Raw genomic sequence first — 1,742 nt, forward strand, 5'->3', positions numbered from 1 at the left:
GGCCGCGGCGCCCGATTCGTCGTAGTTGTCCACCACGATCAGATGCAGGTCGAACTGCGAGAGTTCGGTGTCGACCTCCAGGCCCGACACGGTCAGACCGGCCAAGTCCAGGCCGCTGCGGCTCTGATTCTGGAACGACAGGCCCACCTGGAACAGCGGGTGCCGTGCCGTGGAGCGCTCCGGGTTGAGGATCTCCACCAGTCGCTCGAACGGCACATCCGAGTTGGCGAACGCCTGGAGGTCGGTCTCGCGCTGACGCGCCAGCAGCTCGGTGAACGACTCGCCCCGGTCCACCTGGGTCCGGAACACCAGGGTGTTGACGAACATACCGATCAGCTCGTCCAACACCGCCTCACCGCGACCCGCCATCGGAGTGCCGACGGCGATGTCGTCGGTACCCGACAGGCGCGACAGCAGTACCGCGAACGCGGTGTGCACCACCATGAACAGCGTCGCGCCCTGGTCGTGCGCGAGCCGCACCAGCTCCCGGTGGCGCTCGGCGTCGATCAGCACGTCCGCACGGCCGCCCGCATAAGACTGCACCGCGGGACGCGGCCGGTCGGCGGGCAGGTCCAGTTGGTCGGGCAGGTCCGCCAGCGCGGACTTCCAGTATTCGACCTGCTTGTGCGCCAACGACTCCGCATCGGACTCGTCACCCAGCAGCTCCCGCTGCCAGACCGCGTAATCGGCGTACTGCACCGGCAGCGGCGCCCAGCCCGGCGCCTCACCGGCGACACGCGCCGCGTACGCGATCATCAGGTCGCGAGTGAGCGGAACACCCGACGAACCGTCGCCGGAGATGTGGTGCACCACCATGGCCAGCACGTATTCCTCGGCCGCACCGTCGATCTCGAACAGCGCGATCCGCAGCGGCACCCGCGCGGCGACGTCGAACGACACCGAGAACAACTCGGTGACGGCGGCCTCGATGGCCTCCGGCGCCACGACCCGGGTTTCCAGTTCGGCCACCGACCGTCCCGGCGGCAGGATGACCTGCACCGGACCCTGTTCGGTCTCCGGGTAGTAGGTGCGCAGGATCTCGTGCCGGTAGACCAGGTCGCCGATCGCGGCGCGCAGCGCCTCGACATCCAGGTGGCCGGTCAGGCGGACCGCAATGGGGATGTTGTAGGCGGCGGACTGTTCGTCGAACCGGTTGAGGAACCACATGCGCTGCTGCGCCGGCGACAGCGGGATGTGGTCCGGGCGAGGTCCGGCGGTCAAGGCCTTGCGCGCCTGGCCGGTATGCGATTCCACTCGTGCCGCCAGCGCGGCCACGGTGGACGCCTCGAACAGCATGCGCACCGGCACGCTGCTACCCAGCGCGGTGCCGAGGCGGGCCACCACCTGGGTGGCGACCAGCGAGTTGCCGCCCAGTTCGAAGAAGTCGTCGTCCAGGCCGACCCGGCGAGAACCGGACAGACCCAGCACCTCGGCGAACACACCGGCGACGATCTCCTCCACCGGGGTGGTCGGGGCGCGGAACTCCGCCGTCTCGAACTCCGGCTCCGGCAACGCCTTGCGGTCCAATTTGCCGCTGGCGTTCAGCGGCATCTCATCGAGCACGACGAACGCCGCGGGCACCATATACGCCGGCAGCAGACCCGACAGGTGGCCGCGCAGCGCATCGGTGTCGACGGCGGCGCCGGCCGCGGGAACCACATAGGCGACCAGGTGGTCGCCGGTATTCGGGTCGGAGTACACCAGCGCGACCGCGCGGCCGACCGAATCGTGGGCGGTGAGGG

General features: G+C 69.5%; 1 protein-coding gene. It reads right to left on the bottom strand.

The features are described 5' to 3' along the window. Positions 1–1,742: condensation domain-containing protein (locus tag ON20_RS21975; RefSeq protein WP_040838192.1), on the bottom strand; the 1,742-nt coding region annotated here is incomplete at both ends.

The organism is Nocardia brevicatena NBRC 12119 (assembly GCF_000308495.1).
GTDB lineage: Bacteria > Actinomycetota > Actinomycetes > Mycobacteriales > Mycobacteriaceae > Nocardia > Nocardia brevicatena.